We start from the raw sequence: 15,618 nt of genomic DNA on the forward strand, positions 1-15,618 counted from the left end.
GTACGCGTCCGAATCCGGCACCACAAGTGAATCGACCCCGTACCCAAGGTGAACTCTGGGCGACGAGTGTTCGAGCTGCCACTCGGATGGCTGTGGAGGAGCGCTCGATGCCGCATAACCTGAAGACATGGACGTGAACGCGGCGGTCGCCGCAGCGGCTGCGATCGCCGGAGTGTGCACCGGCGTCATCGCCATGCTGGCGTTTCGCTGGAGCGAACGCGACCAGAAACGCCCCACCCGTACCTCCCTGCACACGGACCCGGTCCTGCCGCCCGGCGTCGACACCGTGCTCTCCGTGCTCCGCTCCTCCGCCGTCGTCCTCGACGAGGCGGACAGCGTGGTCAAGGCCAGCTCGGCGGCGTACGCACTCGGACTGGTACGCGGCGGGAAGCTCGCGGTCGAACCGATGCTCCAGATGGCCCGCGACACCCGCCGCGACGGCGAGATACGCCAGGTCGAGCTGGATCTGCCACGGCGCGGCACGGGGCGCGGCGACGCGCTCGCCGTGTCCGCCCGGGTCGCCCCGCTCGGCTCCCGGCTCGTGCTGCTGCTCGTCGAGGACCTCACCGAGGCCCGCCGCATCGAGGCCGTACGCCGCGACTTCGTGGCGAACGTCAGCCACGAGCTGAAGACCCCCGTGGGCGCGCTCTCGCTGCTCTCCGAGGCCGTCATGGACGCCTCCGACGACCCGGAGGCCGTCGAGCGGTTCGCCGGGCGCATGCAGAACGAGGCGACCCGGCTCACCAGCCTCGTACAGGAGCTCATCGACCTGTCGCGCGTGCAGAACGACGACCCGCTGGAGGACGCCGAGCCGGTGCGCGTCGACGAACTGGTCGCCGAGGCCATCGACCGCTGCCGGCAGCCCGCCGCGAGCAAGCAGATCACCATGGCCGCCGGAGGCACCGCCGACCTGCGCGTATGGGGGAACCGGGGGCAGCTCGCGGCCGCCCTCGGCAACCTCGTCGAGAACGCCGTCAACTACTCGCCGGCCCGTACGCGCGTGGGGATAGCCGCCCGCCGTGTCTCGGCGGGCGGCGGCGACCGCATCGAGATAGCCGTCACCGACCAGGGCATCGGCATCTCCGAGAAGGACAAGGAGCGCGTGTTCGAGCGCTTCTACCGCGTCGACCCGGCCCGCTCCCGCGCGACCGGCGGCACGGGCCTCGGCCTCGCCATCGTCAAGCACGTGGCGGCCTCGCACGGCGGGGAGGTGACCGTGTGGAGCTCGGAGGGACAGGGCTCCACCTTCACGCTGCGGCTGCCCGAGGCGGCCGCGACCCGCACCACCAAGACATCCCGCACCAGTGGCCCCGGAGACGTACGCGACGAAGACGACGCACACGGGCCCGACGACACAACCGCATACGAATCCCTTCCTGCCACTCCTGCCGCCCCGGAGGTCCTTCCGTGACCCGAGTGCTCGTCGTAGAGGACGAGGAGTCCTTCTCCGACGCCCTTTCCTACATGCTCCGCAAGGAGGGTTTCGAGGTCGCCATCGCGGCCACGGGACCCGACGGCCTCGACGAGTTCGAGCGCAACGGCGCCGACCTCGTCCTGCTCGACCTGATGCTGCCGGGCCTGCCCGGCACCGAGGTCTGCCGTCAGCTGCGCGGCCGTTCCAACGTCCCGGTGATCATGGTGACCGCCAAGGACAGCGAGATCGACAAGGTCGTCGGGCTGGAAATAGGAGCCGATGACTACGTCACCAAGCCGTTCTCCTCGCGTGAGCTGGTCGCCCGCATCCGGGCCGTCCTGCGCCGCCACGGGGAGCCGGAGGAGGTCGCTCCGCAGGCCCTGGAGGCCGGCCCGGTCCGGATGGACGTCGACCGGCACGTGGTGACGGTGGGCGGCGGCAAGGTCGACCTCCCGCTCAAGGAGTTCGACCTCCTGGAGATGCTGCTGCGCAACGCGGGCCGCGTGCTGACCCGTATGCAGCTCATCGACCGGGTGTGGGGCGCCGACTACGTGGGCGACACCAAGACGCTCGACGTCCACGTGAAGCGCCTGCGCGCCAAGATCGAGCCGGACCCGGGCGCGCCGCGCTATCTGGTCACGGTGCGCGGCCTCGGCTACAAGTTCGAGCCGTAAACAGCCAACAGGCTCATGCAGGAGGGGCGGAACCCATCGGGTCCCGCCCCTCCGCCGTATGTACGGCTACGTGCTCAGTGGCCCGCCGCGTGCTCCGACTCGGAGGCCGTCGCGGAGCTGGACGCCCCCGTCGAGGCCGAGGCCCCGTGGTCCGGCGTCGCGGACGTGGAGGCCGACGTGGACGGGTTCGCGGAGGCGCCCGGCGCGGCCGGGACCTCGGTCGGGCCCCACTTCTTGAAGTAGCCGTCGGCCGGCACCACGAACGCCTTCAGCTTCACGTCTCCGGCCTTGCTGAAGGAGAACGTGATCGGCTGCGCGTTGCCGTCGAGGACCGCGGTGCGGCTGTTGGGCAGCTCGGCGGAGGCGTTGCCCTTGCCGCCGAGGACGACGGAGCCGCCGGCCGGGACGGTGATCTTCGAGGCGCCCTTGGCGTCCGTCAGCTTCGCGGACTTGCCGACGCCGTCGACGGTGATCGCGTCGAGCGTCTGGGCGGTGCGCCCGTTGTTGAAGACCGTGCCCGTGACGACGGCCGGGCCCTTGGACTCGCGGTCCGGCTGGGTGACGACGGTGGCGTTCTGGATCTTGATGTCGCCGACGGCGGTCGCGGCGTTGTCCGGCTTGACCTGAAGTGTCTGCGCGTTGTTGCCGGCGCCGCACGCGGCGAGCGAGGCGATCGAGAAGGCGATGGCGGCGGCGGCGAGGGAGCCGCGTCGAAGGCTGCTGCTCACGGCGGCGGCAACTCCTTAACGTGGGCGGGCAAGGCGGCGGGGTGTAAAGCCGTCCTAAGGGTCTGTCAGCGGCCTTAGGTTACCGAGCCGTTCCCGCGCCGCCGCACCCGACCCGCCCCTCGCGGCCCGACGCCCTCCCTGGGTCGCTCCCCGCGAGCCCCGATCACCCCACGTTCCCCACGGTTGTCATTGGGTCACCGGGGCCTCTTGTTCATCATTCACATAAGGCCTGTCCAGGCGCCGGGACGGATATCCGGTAAGGAATGCGCGGGGGTCCGGAAAAACGATCACGGCGGACGCCGATTGGCGAAGATCAATTCCTGAATCGACTCGAACGTGCCTCCGGGGCCCTGAACGGAGTAGCGAAAGTTCATCGCTTCGAAGCACGCAAACCGGGACTTTCAGCCCCTGGAGGGCCCGTCACGGCGGCGGTAGCGTACCCGTTTCGGCTTCCTCGAAGAACGGCTCCGACCTGCGAATACCCTCCTCCACTACCCCTCCGCAGCACGTTCCCAATGGAGTTGTCAAGCCCCGAGATATGCCCTGACCTGCGAAAACGCCATTCAGAACCCGCAGTTTCCGTGTTAGACTGGATAGCCACGGAAGGGGTACCTGTCACATGACGTTCAAGGTTGGCGACACCGTGGTCTATCCCCATCACGGGGCCGCGCTGATCGAGGCTATCGAAACTCGTCAGATCAAAGGCGTGGACAAGACCTACTTGGTGCTGAAGGTCGCCCAGGGCGACTTGACGGTACGTGTGCCAGCGGACAATGCGGAGTTCGTCGGCGTGCGTGATGTGGTCGGTCAGGACGGGCTCGACCGGGTCTTCGAGGTGCTGCGCGCGTCGTACGCCGAGGAGCCCACGAACTGGTCGCGCCGGTACAAGGCAAACCTGGAGAAGCTCGCCTCCGGCGATGTCATCAAGGTCGCGGAAGTCGTTCGTGACCTGTGGCGTCGGGAGCGTGAGCGCGGACTGTCCGCGGGTGAGAAGCGCATGCTCGCCAAGGCTCGCCAGATCCTGGTGAGCGAGCTCGCTCTCGCGGAGAACACGAACGAGGACAAGGCCGAGGCCCTGCTCGACGAGGTTCTCGCGTCCTGATACGCGCTGCTGCGACGCCATGTCCGGTCAAGGGCATGACCGCAACGACCGCTGTCGCGTAAAGAACAAATGCCGTGGTGCCCGATGACCCTGATGGTGTCGCCGGGCGCTGCGGCATGTTCGTACCCATACACGCTTGGCGTGATCCCCATTGGTGTGCCGGGCCCGGACTGCTGGCTCGACCAGTGTCACGGAAGGGTCCGGTCAAGGCGTCGCGCCCGGCACGCTGAGGCCATACCCACCTCTCCCGAGCGCACAAACCTGAACGGAACCGATGTCTGACGAAACGCGTCCACTGGACAACGCAGCAGGCAGCGCAGTACGCACCGCGGCCGTGATTCCGGCCGCCGGCCGGGGCGTGCGCCTCGGCCCAGGCGCCCCCAAGGCACTGCGCGCGCTGAGCGGCACTCCGATGCTGATCCATGCCGTCCGAGCGATGGCGGCGTCCCGCGCCGTGTCCCTCGTCGTGGTCGTCGCGCCGCCCGAGGGCGCCGCCGAAGTGAAGTCGTTGCTCGCCGATCACGCCCTGCCCGAGCGCACCGACTTCGTCGTCGTGCCCGGCGGGGAGAGCCGGCAGGAGTCGGTGCGGCTCGGGCTCGAGGCGCTGCCCGACGGCATCGACATCGTGCTCGTGCACGACGCGGCCCGCCCCCTCGTGCCGGTAGACACGGTCGACGCGGTCATCGAGGCCGTACGGGACGGGGCTCCGGCCGTCGTCCCCGCGCTGCCGCTCGCGGACACGGTCAAGGAGGTCGTGCCGAGCACGGACGGTTCGCCCGAGCCCGTCGTGGCGACGCCCTCGCGGGCGAAGCTGCGGGCCGTGCAGACGCCGCAGGGCTTCGACCGGGAGACGCTCGTGCGCGCGCACGAGGCGGTGACCGAGGACGTGACGGACGACGCCGGGATGGTCGAGCACCTCGGCCACCAGGTGGTCCTCGTGCCCGGTCACGAGGAGGCGTTCAAGGTGACGCGGCCGCTCGATCTCGTGCTCGCCGAGGCCGTGCTCGCCCGGAGGAGGGCCAATGACGGGTTCTGAGGGGTCCGGGATCCCGGGCGTTGTGCTGCCGCAGGTCGGTATCGGGACCGACATCCACGCCTTCGAGGACGGCCGGGAGCTGTGGTGCGCCGGGCTGAAGTGGGAGGACTCCGGGGCCGGGCTCGCGGGGCACTCCGACGCGGACGTCGTGGCGCACGCGGCCTGCAACGCGCTGTTCTCGGCCGCCGGGCTCGGTGACCTCGGGCAGCACTTCGGGACCGGGCGGCCGGAGTGGGCCGGGGCGAGCGGGGTCGCGCTGCTGACGGAGGCGGCGCGCATCGTGCGGGCCGCCGGGTTCGTGATCGGGAATGTGGCGGTGCAGGTCGTCGGGCCGCGGCCCAAGATAGGCAAGCGGCGGGACGAGGCGCAGAAGGTGCTGTCCGAGGCGGCCGGGGCGCCGGTGTCCGTGTCGGGCGCGACCACGGACGGGCTCGGGTTTCCCGGGCGGGGCGAGGGGTTGATGGCGGTGGCGACGGCGCTGGTGGCGCGGGTGCCGGTCGCCGGGTAATCCGCCGGTCACACCCGGGGCTCTGCCCCGGACCCCGCTGCTCAATCGCCGCAGGGGCTTGATTGGCTCGGCCGTCAGCCCCGCCCCTTATTGCGAATCAGTCGCAGTTAGCATGGGTGGGCAGTGTGGTCCGCTCGTGGTGAAGGCAGGCGATGGGTGAATACGTGATCCGCGTGGCCGGGGACGGCGACGTGGACGGGGCTCGTGCCGTCATGCTGGACACCGTGTACCGCGACCTGCGCTCCGGGTACGTGCCGCGCTGGCACGCCGACATCATCGACCCGGTCAGCCATTATCTGCGCCCCGAGCGGTGCGTCCTGCTCGTCGCCGAGCACCGGGACAGCGGCGAGATCGCCGCGACCGGCGCCGTCCGTGACCGCGGCCCCGCCGCCCCGCCCAACCCGCGATGGGTCGCCGACCGCTTCCCCTCCGGGTCCACCGCCCAGCTGTGCAGGATCTACGTACGCCCCGAGCACCGCAGGCACGGGCTCGCGCGGGACCTCGTGCGGGAGCTGACCGCCTTCGTGGCCGGGGTCGGCGGGTACGAGGCCGTGTATCTGCACACCGACCCCGCCGTGCCCGGCGCCGAGCCCTTCTGGCGCTCGATCGCCCAAGAGGTGTGCGACGAGCGGGAGTTGCCGGGCGGCGGCCAGGGCATCGTGCACTTCGAGCTGCCGCTGCCCGCACCGGTACCCGCGCCCGTGCCCGTCGGCTGATGCGGCGCCGCGGCCTTCTGCTGGCGGCGGCCGGGATCGGGCTGACGTCGGCCTGCGGCTCGTTCACCGGGACCGCGCGGCGCGGCCGGATCGCCGTCGACCTCGCCTTCGCGCCCACCCAGGGCCTCTCCCCGTACAGCGACGACGGCCTGCTGCTCAGCCGGCTCGCCGTCGTCGACGGGCTCACCCGCATGGACACCGAAGGTGTCGTGCATCCCGCGCTCGCCGAGAAGTGGACCCGGACGTCCGCCACCACCTGGGTGTTCACGCTGCGCGAGGCCCGGTTCCAGGACGGCGGGCGGGTCACCGCGGACGCCGTCGTGGGGGCGCTGACGCGGGCCGGGCGGGCGAAGACGCAGCCGCGCGTGCTCAGCGACATGCGGCTCACCGCGCGCGTCGCGGGGGACCGGACCGTCCGGATCACCACCGGCACCGCCGACCCGCTGCTGCCCGCACGGCTCGCCAACCCGTCGCTCGCGATCTTCTCCCCGGCCGCGTACAAGAAGGACAGCGGTGTTGATCCTGTCGGGACCGCCACCGGGCCGTTCGCGCTGACGAAGGTGAACGGGGCCGTGTCCGCGACGCTCGACCGGTTCGACGGGCACTGGCGCGGGAAAGCCGCGGCGCGCGGACTCGACGTCACCTTCGTCGCCGACAACAACGCCCGCGCCAACGCGCTGCGCTCCGGCCAGATCGAGATCGCCGAGTTCGTGCCCGCCGCGCAGGCGCTCGTCCTCGGCGACCGGGCGCGCAAGGTCGCCACCGTGCGCACCACGACGCTGTACCTGAACACGCGGACCGGACCGCTCGCGGACCCCGGCCTGCGCGCCGCCGTCCGCGAGTCCGTCGACCCCTCCGCGCTCGCGCGCAGCGTGTACGAGGGGTACGCCACGCGCGGCGCGGGCCTGCTCGGGCCCGGTTTCGCCTGGGCCGACGGAAAGCAGCTGCCCGTCACGGGCCGGGCGAAGGCCGCGAAGCCGCGCGGGCAGACCCTCACCCTCGCCACGTACACCAACCGGGCCGAGCTGCCCGAGGTCGCCGCCGCGCTCCAGCAGCAGCTGCGGCGGGCCGGGTTCGCGGTGCGGCTCGTCGTGAAGGACTACGCGCGCCTCGAATCGGGCGCGCTGGACGGGCGGTACGACGCGTTCCTGATGTCCCGGTCCACCGCGCTCGACACCGGCGACCCCATCTCGTACTTCGCCTCCGACTTCACCAGCGAGGGCAGCTTCAACATCTCGCAGCTGAAGGACGGCCGCGTCGACGCCGCCGTGCGCGAGGCCGCCGGGCTCGAAGGGGCGGCGCGGCACCGGGCCACGCTGCGCGCCGAGGCCGCGATCCTCGGCACCGACGCGGCCGTGCCGATCGTCCACGAACAGCATCTGCAGGGCGTCGGCGCCGGGGTGCGCGGGGTCGTCCTCGACCCCTATGAGCGACAGTTCGTCGGTCTGGAGACGCGCGCCTGATGAAACGTGCCGGCAACCGTCTGTCCGTGCCGGTGGGCCGGGTGGGCGCCGCCGTCGGGCTCCTCGTGCTCACCGCGCTGCTGCCGTGGCTGACCCGCACCGACCCCGCGCTCACCGTGCTGCACGCACGCTACGGCGACGCACCCACGACACCGCGGCAGCTCGCCGAGGTGCGTGCCCAACTCGGCCTGGACGAAGGGCCGTTCACGTTCCTCGGGCAGTGGGTGCGGGGGCTCGCGCACGGGGACCTCGGCACGTCGTGGGTGACCGGCGCCGATGTCGCATCCGACGTGGGCTCCGCGTTCTGGGTGTCCGTGTCCCTCATGGCGTACGCGATGGTGGTTGCGGTCGTCCTCGCGGTGGTGCTGTGCCTGCCGACGCTCCGGCGTGCGCGGCCCGAACCCGCGCACGGGGTGGGCGCGGGAGTCCTCGCCGCGCTCCCCGAGTTCCTGCTGGCCTCCGTCCTCGCCACGCTGTTCGCCGTGCACCTCGGCTGGTTCCCGGCGCAGGGCTGGGCCTCGCCCGCCTCCGCCGTCCTGCCCGCGCTCGCCCTCGGCATCCCGGCGGGGGCCGTGCTCGGGCGGCTCGCCCAGGACGCGCTGCCCGCCGCGTTCGCCGAACCGTGGGTGCGTGCCGCGCGGGCCAACGGCATGCCGCGCTCGCGCATCGCCCGGCACGCGGCGCGGCGCGCGCTGCCCGCGGTGCTGCCGCAGGCCGGGCTCACGGTGGTCGGGCTCACCGGGGCCGCGGCCGCCGTGGAGGCGGTCTTCGCGATCCCGGGGCTCGGCGGCACGGCCGTCGCGGCCGCGCTCGACCTCGACCTGCCGCTGCTCCAGGGCTGCCTGCTGGTGCTGCTCGCGCTGGGCGTGGCCGCGGCGGTGCTCGTCGGGCTCGTCCGGCGCCGGCTGCTCGGCCCCGCGCTCGAAGCGGGCGCACTCCCCGGGCTCGCGCCGGTGCGCGGGGGCGGGCGCGGACGGCTGTACGCCGCCGGGGCGCTGGTCGCCGTGCTGCTCGCCGTCATCGTGTGGGGGCTGACCCGCGACCCGCTCCAGGTCGACCTCGCCGCCCGCCTGGCCGGACCCTCTGGAACACACCCCTTCGGCACCGACGCGCTCGGCCGCGACGTCCTCGCCCGGCTCGGTCACGGGGCGCTGCGCACGCTCGCCGTCGCGGCGGCCGTCTGCGCCGTGTGCTTCGTGGCGGGCATCGGGCTCGGCCTCATGCGGTGGACGGCCGGGCTCACGGAGGTGGCGAACGCGATGCCCGCGATCCTGGCCGGACTCCTGGTCACCGGCCTCTTCGGGGCGGGCGTCGAGGGAGCCGCGGTCGCCGTCGCGGCGGTCGGGTGGGCGCCGCTCGCCGCGCACACGGCGGCCGTCGCCGAGGCGGAGCGCGGGGCCGGATACGTAGAGGCGGCGGTCGCCTCCGGCGCGGGGCGGTGGCAGGTGCTGCGGCGGCACGTGCTGAGCGCGGTCGTGCCGACGGTGGGGCGGCACGCGCTGCTGCGGCTCGCTCCGACGACCCTGGCGCTCGCGTCCCTGGGTTTCCTCGGGCTCGGTACGCAGCCGCCCACGCCCGAGTGGGGGCGGCTGCTGATGGAGAACCTGCCGTACGCGGAACGGGCGCCGTGGTCGGTCTTCGCCCCCGCGGTGGGCCTCGCCGGCGTGGGGGCGATCGTCGTCCTGGCCTCGTCCGGCTCCTTCGGGCGGCGACGGTGAACGGCCGCGGGGCTCCGCCCCGGACCCCGCGCCTCAAACGCCGGCGGGGCTGGTTTCTGCCGAACCGGGCCTCGACCGGTCCGCGGGATCGAGCCCCCGCGGCTGCGACGCCGAAGCGGCGAGTGCTGCGGGGACTCCCGCGCTACCTGCGGCTCCTCGCCGGCACCCAGCTCGCCTTCAACATCGGCTTCTACGCCGTGCTGCCCTACCTCGCCACCCACCTCGCCGACACCATCGGACTCGCGGGCTGGGCCGTCGGGCTCGTGCTCGGGCTGCGGACCTTCAGCCAGCAGGGGCTCTTCGTGGTCGGGGGCGCGCTCACCGACCGGTTCGGGCCGCGGCCCGTCGTGCTGGCCGGATGCCTGCTGCGGATCGCCGGGTTCGTGTGGCTCGCCTTCGCGGGCAGCACCGCCACCGTCGTCGCCGCGGTCGTGCTCGTCGGGTTCGCCGCCGCGCTGTTCTCACCGGCCGTCGAGTCCGAGGCCGCCCGCGAGGCCGTCCGCCACGAGCAGGCCACCGGCGTCCCGCGCGCCCAGGTGCTCGGCGTCTTCTCGGCGGCCGGGCAGGCGGGTGCGTTCCTCGGGCCGCTGCTCGGCACCGCGCTGCTGTACGCCGGGTTCCGGGCGGCGTGCCTGGCGGGCGCGCTCGTCTTCGTGGGGGTGCTCGCCGGGCACGCGCGCCTGATGCCGCGCCGCGAGCCGGTGCGCACCCGGCGCATGCGGGGCGCCCGCACCGTCTTCGCGAACCCCCGCTTCCTCGCGCTCTGCCTCGCGTACAGCGGCTACCTCATCGCCTACAACCAGCTCTATCTCGCGCTGCCCGTCGAGCTCACCCGCGCCACCGGCTCGCAGGACGCGGTGGGCCTCCTCTTCGCGCTGTCCTCGCTGCTCGTCGTCGGCGCCCAGCTGCCCGTCACCCGCTGGTCGGCCGCCCGGCTCGCGCCACGGGCCGCGCTGACCGCGGGACTGCTGCTCGTGGCGACAGGCTTCGCGGCGGTCGCGGCCACCGCCCCGTACGCCCCGAACCGCACGCCGTACGCGCTGCTGCCCGCCTGCGCGCTGGTCGTGCTGCTCACGCTCGGCCAGATGCTGCTCGTCCCGGCGGCGCGCGGCCTCGTCCCCGACCTGGTCGACGAGCGGCACCTGGGCCTCGCGACGGGGGCGCTGTCCTCCGTGTCGGGCCTCGCCGTGCTGGCCGGGAGCGCCGGTACGGGCGCGCTCCTCACGCTCCCCACGCCCGCCCTGTGGTCGGCGCTCGCCGTGGTGCCCCTGGCGGCGGCGGGGCTCGCCCGCTTCGTGACACCCGTGCGAACAGAGCGCCGAAATACCGCCTCGCCCGGATGCGTTCCAGGAGGATCGGGTACGCGCCAACCGTCCCCCGAGAAGGAGTGAGGCCATGTCAGCCCAGCTGTCCGACGAGCTCAAGGCACTGCTCGACAGCAAGGTCTTCATCGCGGTAGCCACGATCCAGCCCGACGGGAGTCCCCAGGTCTCCCCGGTGTGGGCGAAGCGTGACGGCGACGACGTCCTGTTCTCCACGACCGTCGACCGCCGCAAGACGAAGAACCTCCAGGCGGATCCGCGGGTGACGGTGATGGTGCAGCCGGCCGACAACCCGTACGCGTACGCGGAGATCCGCGGCACCGTCGAGATCACGACGGAGGGCGGCCAGGACCTGATCGACGAGCTGTCCCTGAAGTACACGGGCAAGAAGTACGCCGACTTCAACCCGACGTCCTCCCAGGACGCCGAACGGGTGGTGGTCCGGGTGCGTGCGCGGAAGGTCGTCGGCCGCGTCTGAGCACGACGAGCAGATCAAGCCCCGCTGACGGGTGAGCAAAATAGAGCCCCGCTCTGGGACGAGACACGCGGGGCCCGGGGCAGCGCCCCGCGACCGCACCGCCGTGGGGGCCCGCAGGGGCGGCACCGCCCGCCAAGGACCCGGTACCGGCCGGAGGCCCATGGCACACCTTCCGGCCTACTACCCTGGAGGGGTGACTATTCGCCTGTACGACACCAGCGCCCGGCAGATCCGTGACTTCACCCCGCTCATTCCGGGCTGTGTCTCGATCTACCTGTGTGGCGCCACCGTCCAGGCGGCCCCGCACATCGGCCACATCCGGTCGGGGCTCAATTTCGACATCATGCGCCGCTGGTTCTCGTACCGCGGCTACGACGTCACGTTCGTGCGCAACGTGACGGACATCGACGACAAGATCATCACGAAGGCCGGGGAGCAGAACCGGCCCTGGTGGTCGATCGGGTACGAGAACGAGCGGGCGTTCAACGACGCGTACACCGCGCTCGGTTGCCTGCCCCCGACCTACGAGCCGCGGGCCACAGGCCACGTGACCGAGATGGTCGAGATGATGCGCGGGCTCATCGAGCGCGGCCACGCGTACGAGGCCGACGGGAACGTCTACTTCGACGTCCGGTCGTTCCCCGGCTACCTGGAGCTGTCCAACCAGGAGCTCGACAACCTGCTGCAGCCCTCCGGCGAGGGCGAGACCGGCAAGCGGGACCCCCGCGACTTCGCCATGTGGAAGGCCGCCAAGCCCGGCGAGCCCAGCTGGGAGACGCCGTGGGGCCGGGGCCGACCCGGCTGGCACCTGGAGTGCTCCGCCATGGCCCACAAGTACCTGGGCTCCGCCTTCGACGTCCACGGCGGCGGCATCGACCTGATCTTCCCGCACCACGAGAACGAGATCGCGCAGGCCAAGGCCTTCGGCGACGACTTCGCGACCTACTGGGTGCACAACTCGTGGGTCACGATGTCCGGCGAGAAGATGTCGAAGTCCCTCGGGAACTCGGTCCTCGTCTCCGAGATGGTCAAGCACTGGCGGCCCATCGTCCTGCGCTACTACCTCGGCACCCCGCACTACCGCTCCACCATCGAGTACAGCGAGGACGCCCTGCGCGAGGCCGAGTCGGCGTTCGCGCGGATCGAGGGCTTCGTGCAGCGGGTCACCGAGCTGGCCGGTGGCACGGTCGCGCCCTCCGCCGAGGTGCCGCCCGCCTTCGCCGACGCCATGGACGACGACCTCGGCGTCCCGCAGGCCCTCGCCATCGTCCACACCGCCGTACGGCAGGGGAACTCCGCCCTCGCCGCCGACGACAAGGAAGCCGCCGTCGCCCGCCTCGCCGAGGTCCGCGCCATGCTCGGCGTCCTCGGCCTCGACCCGCTCGACGAGCAGTGGGCCGGAGCCTCCGACAACAGCGGCGAGGAACTGCACGGCGTCGTCGACCACCTCGTCAGGCTCCTCCTGGAGCAGCGCGAGGCGGCCCGCGCCCGCAAGGACTGGGCCACCGCCGACGCCATCCGCGACCGGCTCAAGCAGTCCGGTCTGAACATCGAGGACAGCCCGTCAGGGCCGCGCTGGACGCTCGGCTGATCCCGGCCGAGCAGCCGAATGTGCCGCCCGGCGCTCCGGGCGGCACACTTCATAGACGTACGCACACATCCGTAGACGCAGTCGTAAGAGACAGGTAGGTCATGGCCGCCAACAGCAACCGCCGCATGTCCGGCAAGAAGGGCGCGCAGGTAGGCAGCGGTGGCAACCGGCGCCGCGGCCTCGAGGGCAAGGGCCCCACGCCGCCCGCCGAGATGCGCAAGGGACACGCCAAGCAGCGCGCCGCCAACGCGAAGGCCAAGCGCGCCCAGAGCCGCCCGACGAGCCGCACCGGCGGCCCGCGCGGCAAGTCCACCGCCGAGATGGTCGTCGGCCGCAACCCGGTCGTCGAGGCGCTGCGCGGCGGCGTCCCCGCCACGACCCTCTACGTGCAGCAGTTCATCGACAACGACGAGCGGGTCCGCGAGGCCCTCCAGGTCGCCGGTGAGCGCGGCGGGATCCACCTCATGGAGGCCCCCCGCCCCGAGCTCGACCGCATGACCAACGGGCTCAACCACCAGGGCCTCGTCCTCCAGGTCCCGCCGTACGAGTACGCGTTCCCCGAGGACCTCGCCGCCGCCGCGTACGACGAGGGCGAGGACCCGCTGATCGTCGCGCTCGACGGGGTCACCGACCCGCGCAACCTCGGCGCCGTCGTCCGCTCCGTCTCCGCCTTCGGCGGCCACGGCGTCGTCGTGCCCGAGCGGCGCGCGGCCGGAATGACGGCCGGCGCGTGGAAGACGTCCGCGGGCACCGCGGCGCGCACGCCGGTCGCGCGCGCCACGAACCTGACCCGCGCCCTGGAGCAGTACAAGAAGGCGGGCATCGCCGTGGTCGGCCTCGCCGCCGACGGCGAGCACACCGTGAGCGACCTGGAGGCCCTCGGCGGCCCCGTCGTCATCGTCGTCGGCAGCGAGGGCAAGGGCCTGTCCCGCCTCGTCGGCGAGACCTGCGACTACCGCGTCCGCATCCCGATGCCGGGCGGCGCCGAGTCCCTCAACGCCGGCGTCGCCGCGGGCGTCGTGCTCTACGAGGCGGCCCGCCGCCGCGCCTGACCCGTACGCCGCTGTCCGGGCCCCGCGACCTTGACGGGGCCCGGACATTTCGGTGGGGCCGAGGCAGTGTCCTAAACACACATCACTCGGTTAGATGAGTGTGGACACCAGAACGCCCCGCACACCCTCGGGTGACCGCACGTCGGGATTCGACGACGGTCCCGCGCTGAGCATGGTGAAGGTTCCGTGCGATCCGGCGCAGGTCATCGTCAACCACGCGAGTTTCCGCGTGCGTCTCCCCACGGCGCAGCAGTCGCAACTCCCGCGCATCTCACGGCACTTGAGCGCCACGGGCGTGGCCGGAGCCGACGCGGCGACCACCCGCATCCCCGTCATCACCGCCGCAGGGACGCCCGGCGCCAGGCGGCGCCGCCCCGTCGTCATGAACGGCGGAGGCCTCGACACCAGCGGACTCCTGCAGGGCGCACGCCGCTCCGGCGAACCGGACGACGGCGGCGCCACCCAGGTCATCCCGCGCGTGGACGAGCGCGACTTCGCCGACGACCTCGGCCTCTACCGCGACTCGCCCTCGGTCGAGTCCACCCAGGAGACGCCCACCGTCGGCCCCTGGCAGGGCGAGACGGACCAGCCCACGCGGATCCTGCCGCGCATGCGCCCGTCCGGCAGCGCCTTCGAGGAGTCCGGCGAGCTCGACCAAGTCCCGTACAGGGACGACGAGTTCGACGTACGGATCGGCTCGCCGGACGGCGGCAGGGACGGCGGCGCCGACGGCGAGAGCACCGCCGCCCGCCGCTACGGTCCCGTCCGGCACGCCTACTACCCCGGCCGCCGGATGAACCTCGGCGTCGTGCTGCTCCCGCTGCGCGTCTTCCTCGGCTTCATCTCCATCTACGCCGGCATGGGCAAGCTCTGCGACCCCGTCTACTTCGACGGCGGAGAGCGCGGCTCGATGGTCAAGTGGCTGCACTCGCTGCACCCCTGGGCCCTCGCCGAACCGCTCCGCGACTGGGCGCTCCAGCACCCCGTCGGCGCCGGGCTCGTGATCGCCTTCCTCCAGGTCATCGTCGGCGTCCTCACGGTCCTCGGACTGTGGCAGCGGCTCGCCGCGAGCGTCGGCGCGCTGCTCTCCGCTGCGCTGCTCGTCACCGTCAGCTGGAAGACCGTCCCCGCCTACGACGCGCCCGACATCATCTACCTCGCCGCCTGGTCCCCGCTGATCATCGCCGGTGCCCCCGTCTACTCCATCGACGGACGCCTCGCGGGCGGCGCCTGGCGGCGGCTCGGACCGCGCGCCGCACTGTGGGACCTGCGCAACTACGTACTGCGCCGCGGCATGGTCGTCGCGACCCTCGTCATCGGCGGCACGCTGCTCATCGGCTCCGTGCTCGGCGGCGCCGTCCGCGACGCCGACCGGGTCACCGCCCCGGGCCCCGGCGACGCGCCCCGCAACGAGGTGCCCGGCTCCCCGCTCCCCTCCGAGCCCGGCAGCAGGTCCTCGCAGCGCCAGCACACCAAGAGCCCGTCGGCCTCGACGTCCAACGCGCCGACGCAGGGCACCACGGCGAGCCCGTCCGGTTCCCCCAGCTCCGCCGGCGCGACCGCGGGCGCGAGCGCCACGAGCGGCACCACGACGACGCCGACCCAGGGCACCACCGCGGGCCAGGCCCCGCCCCAGGAGTCGGCGCCGCAACAGCAGCAGCCGCCGACGAGCAGCAGCGGCGGCTCGCCGACCTCGGGCGGCACCTCGTCCGGCGGCCAGGACAGCCAGAAGCCGGGCCTGGTGGGCGGACTCCTGGGCGAGTAGCGCGCTTCTCCTCCCCGTACGCCGATGGGGCCCCGCACGTGGTTCGTGCGC

At 72.7% G+C, this 15,618-nt stretch carries 14 protein-coding genes; 13 read left to right on the forward strand and 1 reads right to left on the reverse strand.

Translation table 11 applies throughout. The features are described 5' to 3' along the window. Positions 1–127: 127 nt before the first annotated feature. On the forward strand, positions 128–1,411 hold the full coding sequence (locus ACFV9W_RS28900) for a sensor histidine kinase (protein ID WP_385766379.1): 1,284 nt from the start codon (positions 128–130) through the stop codon (positions 1,409–1,411). After that, positions 1,408–2,088 carry a response regulator transcription factor gene (locus tag ACFV9W_RS28905; protein WP_306321454.1) on the forward strand — a complete coding sequence of 227 codons (681 nt, stop codon included), beginning with the start codon at positions 1,408–1,410 and terminating at the stop codon, positions 2,086–2,088. Before ACFV9W_RS28900 ends, ACFV9W_RS28905 begins: the two co-directional genes overlap by 4 nt. Before the next feature lie 74 nt (positions 2,089–2,162). Here the strand turns inward: ACFV9W_RS28905 and ACFV9W_RS28910 are convergent, their stop codons facing one another. Continuing rightward, positions 2,163–2,816, reverse strand: coding sequence for a DUF461 domain-containing protein (locus ACFV9W_RS28910; protein WP_385766383.1), 654 nt, complete (start codon positions 2,814–2,816; stop codon positions 2,163–2,165). Between the two features lie 619 nt (positions 2,817–3,435). Between ACFV9W_RS28910 and ACFV9W_RS28915 the strand changes: the two genes are divergently transcribed. The 11 genes from ACFV9W_RS28915 to ACFV9W_RS28965 all read left to right on the forward strand — a co-directional run bounded on the left by ACFV9W_RS28915 (position 3,436) and on the right by ACFV9W_RS28965 (position 15,567). Next, positions 3,436–3,918: a CarD family transcriptional regulator gene (locus ACFV9W_RS28915; protein ID WP_266712542.1), complete on the forward strand. Its 483-nt coding sequence runs from the start codon at positions 3,436–3,438 to the stop codon at positions 3,916–3,918. Positions 3,919–4,192: 274 nt separating this feature from the next. Continuing rightward, positions 4,193–4,954, forward strand: a complete 762-nt coding sequence (gene ispD, locus ACFV9W_RS28920; protein ID WP_385766386.1) for a 2-C-methyl-D-erythritol 4-phosphate cytidylyltransferase — start codon at positions 4,193–4,195, stop codon at positions 4,952–4,954. Further along, the gene (gene ispF, locus ACFV9W_RS28925; RefSeq protein WP_385766390.1) at positions 4,941–5,462 is read left to right on the forward strand and encodes a 2-C-methyl-D-erythritol 2,4-cyclodiphosphate synthase; all 522 of its coding nucleotides are present in this window, start codon (positions 4,941–4,943) and stop codon (positions 5,460–5,462) included. Before ispD ends, ispF begins: the two co-directional genes overlap by 14 nt. A gap of 152 nt (positions 5,463–5,614) precedes the next feature. Then, positions 5,615–6,178 carry a GNAT family N-acetyltransferase gene (locus ACFV9W_RS28930; protein WP_385766393.1) on the forward strand — a complete coding sequence of 188 codons (564 nt, stop codon included), beginning with the start codon at positions 5,615–5,617 and terminating at the stop codon, positions 6,176–6,178. Then, positions 6,178–7,641: an ABC transporter substrate-binding protein gene (locus ACFV9W_RS28935; protein ID WP_385766396.1), complete on the forward strand. Its 1,464-nt coding sequence runs from the start codon at positions 6,178–6,180 to the stop codon at positions 7,639–7,641. The genes ACFV9W_RS28930 and ACFV9W_RS28935 overlap by 1 nt, the downstream gene beginning before the upstream one ends. Continuing rightward, positions 7,641–9,359 carry an ABC transporter permease subunit gene (locus ACFV9W_RS28940; RefSeq protein WP_385766398.1) on the forward strand — a complete coding sequence of 573 codons (1,719 nt, stop codon included), beginning with the start codon at positions 7,641–7,643 and terminating at the stop codon, positions 9,357–9,359. Before ACFV9W_RS28935 ends, ACFV9W_RS28940 begins: the two co-directional genes overlap by 1 nt. A 122-nt stretch (positions 9,360–9,481) precedes the next feature. Further along, complete coding sequence (locus ACFV9W_RS28945) at positions 9,482–10,750, forward strand: MFS transporter (RefSeq protein WP_385766401.1); 1,269 nt, start codon at positions 9,482–9,484, stop codon at positions 10,748–10,750. A 4-nt stretch (positions 10,751–10,754) separates the two neighbouring features. Further along, on the forward strand, positions 10,755–11,159 hold the full coding sequence (locus ACFV9W_RS28950) for a PPOX class F420-dependent oxidoreductase (protein ID WP_385766403.1): 405 nt from the start codon (positions 10,755–10,757) through the stop codon (positions 11,157–11,159). A gap of 193 nt (positions 11,160–11,352) precedes the next feature. Then, complete coding sequence (cysS, locus tag ACFV9W_RS28955; RefSeq protein ID WP_385766406.1) at positions 11,353–12,750, forward strand: cysteine--tRNA ligase; 1,398 nt, start codon at positions 11,353–11,355, stop codon at positions 12,748–12,750. A gap of 101 nt (positions 12,751–12,851) precedes the next feature. Next, entirely contained in the window at positions 12,852–13,802 is a 951-nt protein-coding gene (gene rlmB / locus ACFV9W_RS28960) for a 23S rRNA (guanosine(2251)-2'-O)-methyltransferase RlmB (protein WP_385766409.1), read from the forward strand. A gap of 100 nt (positions 13,803–13,902) precedes the next feature. After that, entirely contained in the window at positions 13,903–15,567 is a 1,665-nt protein-coding gene (locus ACFV9W_RS28965; RefSeq protein WP_385766422.1) for a DoxX family protein, read from the forward strand. The last annotated feature ends 51 nt before the right edge of the window (positions 15,568–15,618 follow it).

It is taken from the genome of Streptomyces sp. NPDC059897, assembly GCF_042730865.1.
Lineage (GTDB): Bacteria > Actinomycetota > Actinomycetes > Streptomycetales > Streptomycetaceae > Streptomyces.

Coding starts and splice junctions, on each gene's coding strand:
- ACFV9W_RS28900 (WP_385766379.1), top strand. CDS start 128: ATGGACGTGAACGCGGCGGTCGCCGCAGCGGCTGCGATCGCCGGAGTG.
- ACFV9W_RS28915 (WP_266712542.1), top strand. CDS start 3,436: ATGACGTTCAAGGTTGGCGACACCGTGGTCTATCCCCATCACGGGGCC.
- ispD (WP_385766386.1), top strand. CDS start 4,193: ATGTCTGACGAAACGCGTCCACTGGACAACGCAGCAGGCAGCGCAGTA.
- ispF (WP_385766390.1), top strand. CDS start 4,941: ATGACGGGTTCTGAGGGGTCCGGGATCCCGGGCGTTGTGCTGCCGCAG.
- ACFV9W_RS28930 (WP_385766393.1), top strand. CDS start 5,615: ATGGGTGAATACGTGATCCGCGTGGCCGGGGACGGCGACGTGGACGGG.
- ACFV9W_RS28935 (WP_385766396.1), top strand. CDS start 6,178: ATGCGGCGCCGCGGCCTTCTGCTGGCGGCGGCCGGGATCGGGCTGACG.
- ACFV9W_RS28940 (WP_385766398.1), top strand. CDS start 7,641: ATGAAACGTGCCGGCAACCGTCTGTCCGTGCCGGTGGGCCGGGTGGGC.
- ACFV9W_RS28950 (WP_385766403.1), top strand. CDS start 10,755: ATGTCAGCCCAGCTGTCCGACGAGCTCAAGGCACTGCTCGACAGCAAG.
- rlmB (WP_385766409.1), top strand. CDS start 12,852: ATGGCCGCCAACAGCAACCGCCGCATGTCCGGCAAGAAGGGCGCGCAG.